The organism is Sphingomonas pollutisoli (genome assembly GCF_029167165.1).
In the GTDB taxonomy this organism is placed as follows: Bacteria; Pseudomonadota; Alphaproteobacteria; order Sphingomonadales; family Sphingomonadaceae; genus Sphingomonas; species Sphingomonas pollutisoli.
Window position 1 is genome coordinate 1 of sequence record NZ_JARFNJ010000039.1, and the last position, 4,775, is coordinate 4,775.

Genomic DNA, 4,775 nt, shown 5'->3' on the forward strand with positions numbered 1-4,775 from the left:
CTGAACGTCTCACGCAAAGTGGGCCGGAAACTACCATTTATTGCAGTTCCGGGCGATCATCATTGCAAGCCGCTACAGCTAGCGGTCCTCGCCGGGTTGCTGGAAGGGAAAGGCGTCTCAACGGTGGAGGAAACCTCCAACGTGCTGGGGATTTACGCTGTCATCACCGGGGAAACCGCACCCGATGAAGGTTTGATCCTCGCTTGCTGGGCGGGAATGTTGCGTGATGCGGCACAGGAGAAGGCCGAAAAGGACGGGGAGCCGGGAAAATGGGATTAGGATCGGGCAGCGCGGCCGTGCTGGTTGTGGAGGATGAACCCCTAGTGAGGACGATGGCGGCCGACATTCTTATGGACGCGGGCTATCGCGTCTTTGAGGCGTGCGAGGCGGCCGACGCTCTGGCGATCCTTGACGGCCGCGATGACATTGGCGCGGTATTCACCGATATTGAAATGCCCGGAATGACCGGCCTCGCCTTGGCCGCTGCCGTCCGCGACCGATGGCCATCCATGCCGGTCCTTGTTACCTCTGGCCGTGTGCGACCAGGTGCAGGCGAATTGCCGAACGGCGCTGCCTATATCGCCAAGCCCTACATGCCCGGTGAATTGGTCGCCACACTCGGCAAGATGCTCCCTCCCCCCGATTCCGGCGATTAATGTTCCATCAGGCTGAATGAGCCGCGAACAAGGGCAAGCCCAACGGAAAGCCGTTCGGCCGCCTCTTTCTGTTCGATGCCTAGTCGTTTGGCGATTTGCTCGATCGCAAGCCCGTTCTGCCGATGCAGGAACAAGACGCGATCGGTCAAATGCGGCAATTCATCAACACAATCCCAAAATTCATCTTCGGGAAATGTCATGCGCGGTGACGCCATGCACGTATCTATTGATTGTTGGAGATAACAATCTGCGGCTGAATCATCGACCTCAACGAGTATCGCAAGAGCTTTTTCCATGAACTCTAGGGCAACCGCTTTCCGTTGCTCTCGATAGATATTGGAAGAATCAACCATAGCCTAGTCCTCCTTTCGGTCGCTGTAGGGGGACGATGACTCAACAATAGGGCAATTGCACGCGCAACTAGGGCCAGATTGAACAGTAATTTTATTACAACGGTAAGCATCCCTCGCCTGCCCGGACAGGGGGCGGCGCGTGGCATCGGCTAGATTGTTTGTTGGTCTTCCGACGATGGCGAGTCCTTGCGGGCCATCGTCGGAAGTGGACGGCCGCACAAATTGGGGGGCGTGGGCCGCGCCGGGCCTCTAGCATAAAATTGCGGCCCTGCATCCCCGGCGTTGATACATTCGTCGCGTAGGGCGCTCGATTGAGCCGCCCCGATCGCGGCGGCCGACAATCGTTCCGCTGATAGCATCGGGCCTCACGCAGTATGCACATACGCGCATAATTTCCGCTTGCGAGCTATGTATATTTGTGCATAATAGCCGCGATGGATACTGAACGGCCGGTTCGATGGGTGGCATCGTCAAAGCGCGATTTTCGGGAGTTCCCGGACGATGTGCAGGACGTAATGGGCTATGCCCTGCACCTCGCGCAGCAGGGCGGACAGCACCCCAGCACTAAGCCCTTGAAGGGCTTTGGCGGCGCTGGCGTGGTCGAGATCATAGACGACTACCAAGGCGATACGTTCCGCACGGTCTATACGGTCAAATTTGCGGAGGCGGTCTATGTCCTGCACGCCTTCCAGAAGAAATCCAAGCAGGGCAAGGCCACGCCGCAGGCCGATATGGATTTGATCCGAACGCGGCTGAAATCCGCCGAGGAGCATCACCGGCAACACCAGACCCCGCGAGGCACAGCATGAGCGCACAGGACGAAATCATTGAGGAAGGCAGCGGCAATGTCTTTGCCGATCTAGGCTTTGCCGACCCCGACACCCACCTTTTGAAAGCCCAGCTCGTTACCCGTGTGGCCGAGGCCATGCAGGAGCGGAAGTTGACGCAGATCGCCGCCGCCAAGGTTACGGGATCTACCCAACCGGAATTGTCGCGCATCCTGCGAGGCCAGTTCCGCAGCGTCTCGGTTGAGCGGCTTCTAGCCATGCTCACCCGGCTTGGCTGCAAGGTCGATATTGTCGTGCGCCCGCAGGGGCGGACCACTGAATCGGCCGTGATCCACTTCGCCTAATGTGCGATGATTTCGCGCAAGCCCGGCTCGATATGTTCGAGGCCGGGCTATTCGGCCAAGGGCCTGCCTTCTGGCGTTGGATCGAAACCGACGCGGCGCAACCCTATCTTGCCGCTTTCGCCGCCGATCGACGGCCGCCCGAACCCGGCGAACCCTTCGCTATCGACCTAGCGGCCGACGACTTGCTTGCTGCCGATCGCCTCGCCCAGCTCGCCTTACAGATCGAGGCCGATCATGCTTGATCCCAATCCGTCCATAGCCGACCTTGACGCATTGCTAGATCGCCACCGCAACGACGATGCGGCTATGGAAAAGATCGTTCGCGGGTATCTCCGTTGCGCGATCTACAGCTATCAGAAGCATTGCGTTTGGCGCGCCCTGCGCCACATCGGCAAGGACGATTGGAGTTTCAAAGAGGAAGACGTTGCCGCCTTGAGGGCCGAAGGCGCGAAATCCATTTCGGACTTTCGAGACTGGCTCATTGAGGAGCTGGCCGGGATGGGGATCAGCGCCCACACCGGCTTGCCGAATTGAGCGCCTAGCGCGCCGTCGCTTCAATTGCTGGCGGTGATTGTGCGCGGAATAAAGCGCGGGTCCGCCGTGGGATCGGTAGGCGAAGGATGCAGCATGTCGCGCCGGAAATTCACCGCAACGGAAATAGGCGCGGCGTTCGGCCGAGCCGCCATGACGCGGGCTTGCGGAGCTGGCGCAGCCTCATAGCTGCCCATCGGCTGCACGGCCGCCGAGGTTAGGCCCCCTACCCCGCGTTCCGCTCTGGCGACGACAATTTGAGCGCGATCGAGCGGCCGAGTCTGATCGCCGGTATAGAACGCCAGATGCCAATGATCGGCATGGCCCCGGTCCCCCGGCCCCAGCAGCTCCGCCACGCGAATACCATGTTGCGCCATCACGGCGCGGATTTGCTCGCGCGTGATCGTGTGCAGCCCGGCACGCGGCACGAAATCCACCGCCTGCCCATATTTGTGAAAGCTGTTGGCGGCCCCGTAATTGGCTTCCAGCGCCCGCCACGTATCGGTTATGCGGGCATTGAACGCAGCGGCCAAGATCGAGGCGACATAGCCCGCCGAGGCGTCGGCGCTGCCTTGGGGCTGGACGATCGCCGGTTGCGCTGCGAGCTGGCCCCCGCCCGTCGCGTCGGCTGCCGTGATCGTGATCGTGAGCGGGATCGAGGTCGATCGCGTAGCAGGAGCGCCGCCGCTTACCGGCACGCCGTTCACGCTGTAGGTATTATAGCGCGAGGAAAGCCACGCCTCCCAGCGCGCGCCTTTCGCCATAATCAGCGCCCGATAACGGGCATTATGGACCGGCGTTCGGGAATGATAATTGGCAACCCGCGTCCACAGGTCGCCCTTGTCATCCCGGATATGGTTTCTGATACGCCATGCAGCGAGGTTGTAGGGATAGCACCCCGGCGCAAGCACATATTCGGGCCGGATGCCGTAGCGTGCCAGCGATTGAATATAGCTGGAATTGAGCTGCATCGAGCCAAGATCGGCGGTGTTATTGGTGTTCTGGACGCGCGCACCGGGCCGCCCGTTCTCTTGCTCCGCGACCGCCAACATGACGTTCGCCGGAATGTTATAGCGCAGCGCCGCCGCGATCGAGCATTGCACCCGTTCTTCTATGACAACCGGAGGCAGATCAGCGGCCATGATTAGCTGTCCCCCCTTCTCTGGACGAAGGCCGCAACTTCATCCTCTGGCGTCTCCATGTCGCCCGCATCACGGGCGGCCGAAATGGTATCTCCCGCGAATTGCGCCGTGGGCGGCGGCGATGAATCGGACGAGCTGGCGGGACTGCCCGCGCCGGTCGCGGGAGCGAGCGTTTCACTTCCCGACGATGCCGACGCGGCCGACGCGCGGATATTGGCCGCCAATCGCCCCCCCACCGTATTGCCCACCCGCTCTTTCAAAGCATCCACCGCCATGCCAGCGGCAGCGCCGCCGAGGATGCTTGCGGTTTTCGCCGCCCGGCTAAGGCCGGTGCGTTGCGTGCCGCCAGTATCGCCACTTGCGGGCGTGCCTTCACCTTGCGAGCTGGCGGAGCTGGCCTCCCCCTCCCCCGCAGGCGACCCACCGGCAGCGCCGCCGCCGTTGCTGTCTTCACGATCGGCCGCCTCGCTGCCCGCAGCGGCGCTTGCAGCCGTGCCGCCGCCCGCGCTGGCGGCTTCCGAGCCGCCTTGAAGGCGGCTGTTGTCATTGGCCGGGGGTGAACCGCCATCACCGCCCATAGCCATGCTAAGGGGCGTCCCGCCGCCCCCACCGCCGCCGCCGCCGTTGTCGCCGCCTCCCGGCATGTCGCCCGCAGACGACAGCGGTTGCCCGCCGCCCATCCCGGTTTGGCCGCCTTCACCACCGCCCCCACCAGCGGCAGCGAAGGCGGCCTTGATCGCGCTGGCTCCCCCCGCAGCGTTCATCGCGCCAGCAGCGATCATAGCTCCGCCCGTGGCCGCAGCCCCAGCGGCCATCCCGGCAGCGCCCAGCGCGGCCCCTGCCCCAAAGGCTCCAATGCCCCCCGCCGCATGGATCGAGCCGCCGGGCTCTGTTGCAAAGATTGGCGGCAGTCAGAGGTAGGCTGTCGCTCTGCGCCGATCAGGCGGCTGCTGCGAAATGG

General features: G+C 62.7%; 9 protein-coding genes. 6 read left to right on the top strand and 3 right to left on the bottom strand.

Annotated features, from left to right (window positions below):
* Entirely contained in the window at positions 1 to 279 is a 279-nt protein-coding gene (locus PX554_RS26335; RefSeq protein ID WP_275505029.1) for a hypothetical protein, read from the top strand.
* Positions 270 to 656: a response regulator gene (locus PX554_RS26340; protein WP_100239717.1), complete on the top strand. Its 387-nt coding sequence runs from the start codon at positions 270 to 272 to the stop codon at positions 654 to 656. Before PX554_RS26335 ends, PX554_RS26340 begins: the two co-directional genes overlap by 10 nt.
* On the opposite strand, the gene PX554_RS26345 is transcribed toward PX554_RS26340, so the two are convergent.
* A complete protein-coding gene (locus PX554_RS26345; RefSeq protein ID WP_100239716.1) occupies positions 653 to 1,009 on the bottom strand; it encodes an RNA polymerase sigma factor in 357 nt (118 codons plus the stop codon). The two genes, PX554_RS26340 and PX554_RS26345, sit on opposite strands and share 4 nt — an antisense overlap.
* Positions 1,010 to 1,443: 434 nt before the next feature.
* Between PX554_RS26345 and PX554_RS26350 the strand changes: the two genes are divergently transcribed.
* From PX554_RS26350 to PX554_RS26365, 4 genes are read left to right on the top strand one after another with little or no spacing between them, the layout of a single operon-like run.
* Entirely contained in the window at positions 1,444 to 1,818 is a 375-nt protein-coding gene (locus tag PX554_RS26350) for a type II toxin-antitoxin system RelE/ParE family toxin (protein WP_100239715.1), read from the top strand.
* Entirely contained in the window at positions 1,815 to 2,141 is a 327-nt protein-coding gene (locus PX554_RS26355) for a helix-turn-helix domain-containing protein (RefSeq protein ID WP_006964370.1), read from the top strand. The genes PX554_RS26350 and PX554_RS26355 overlap by 4 nt, the downstream gene beginning before the upstream one ends.
* Complete coding sequence (locus tag PX554_RS26360) at positions 2,141 to 2,383, top strand: hypothetical protein (RefSeq protein WP_100239714.1); 243 nt, start codon at positions 2,141 to 2,143, stop codon at positions 2,381 to 2,383. The genes PX554_RS26355 and PX554_RS26360 overlap by 1 nt, the downstream gene beginning before the upstream one ends.
* Positions 2,376 to 2,675: a hypothetical protein gene (locus tag PX554_RS26365; protein WP_100239713.1), complete on the top strand. Its 300-nt coding sequence runs from the start codon at positions 2,376 to 2,378 to the stop codon at positions 2,673 to 2,675. The genes PX554_RS26360 and PX554_RS26365 overlap by 8 nt, the downstream gene beginning before the upstream one ends.
* 20 nt (positions 2,676 to 2,695) lie before the next feature.
* Here PX554_RS26365 and PX554_RS26370 read toward each other — a convergent pair whose 3' ends face one another.
* Positions 2,696 to 3,814: a transglycosylase SLT domain-containing protein gene (locus PX554_RS26370; protein ID WP_100239712.1), complete on the bottom strand. Its 1,119-nt coding sequence runs from the start codon at positions 3,812 to 3,814 to the stop codon at positions 2,696 to 2,698.
* Positions 3,815 to 3,816: 2 nt separating this feature from the next.
* Entirely contained in the window at positions 3,817 to 4,596 is a 780-nt protein-coding gene (locus tag PX554_RS26375; protein ID WP_275505030.1) for a hypothetical protein, read from the bottom strand.
* Between the last annotated feature and the right edge of the window lie 179 nt (positions 4,597 to 4,775).

Bases quoted from the DNA above. Each gene is read 5' to 3' on its own strand.
- PX554_RS26350 (WP_100239715.1), top strand. From the start codon at position 1,444: ATGGATACTGAACGGCCGGTTCGATGGGTGGCATCGTCAAAGCGCGAT.
- PX554_RS26355 (WP_006964370.1), top strand. From the start codon at position 1,815: ATGAGCGCACAGGACGAAATCATTGAGGAAGGCAGCGGCAATGTCTTT.
- PX554_RS26360 (WP_100239714.1), top strand. From the start codon at position 2,141: ATGTGCGATGATTTCGCGCAAGCCCGGCTCGATATGTTCGAGGCCGGG.
- PX554_RS26370 (WP_100239712.1), bottom strand. From the start codon at position 3,814: ATGGCCGCTGATCTGCCTCCGGTTGTCATAGAAGAACGGGTGCAATGC.
- PX554_RS26375 (WP_275505030.1), bottom strand. From the start codon at position 4,596: ATGATCGCTGCTGGCGCGATGAACGCTGCGGGGGGAGCCAGCGCGATC.
- PX554_RS26345 (WP_100239716.1), bottom strand. From the start codon at position 1,009: ATGGTTGATTCTTCCAATATCTATCGAGAGCAACGGAAAGCGGTTGCC.
- PX554_RS26365 (WP_100239713.1), top strand. From the start codon at position 2,376: ATGCTTGATCCCAATCCGTCCATAGCCGACCTTGACGCATTGCTAGAT.
- PX554_RS26340 (WP_100239717.1), top strand. From the start codon at position 270: ATGGGATTAGGATCGGGCAGCGCGGCCGTGCTGGTTGTGGAGGATGAA.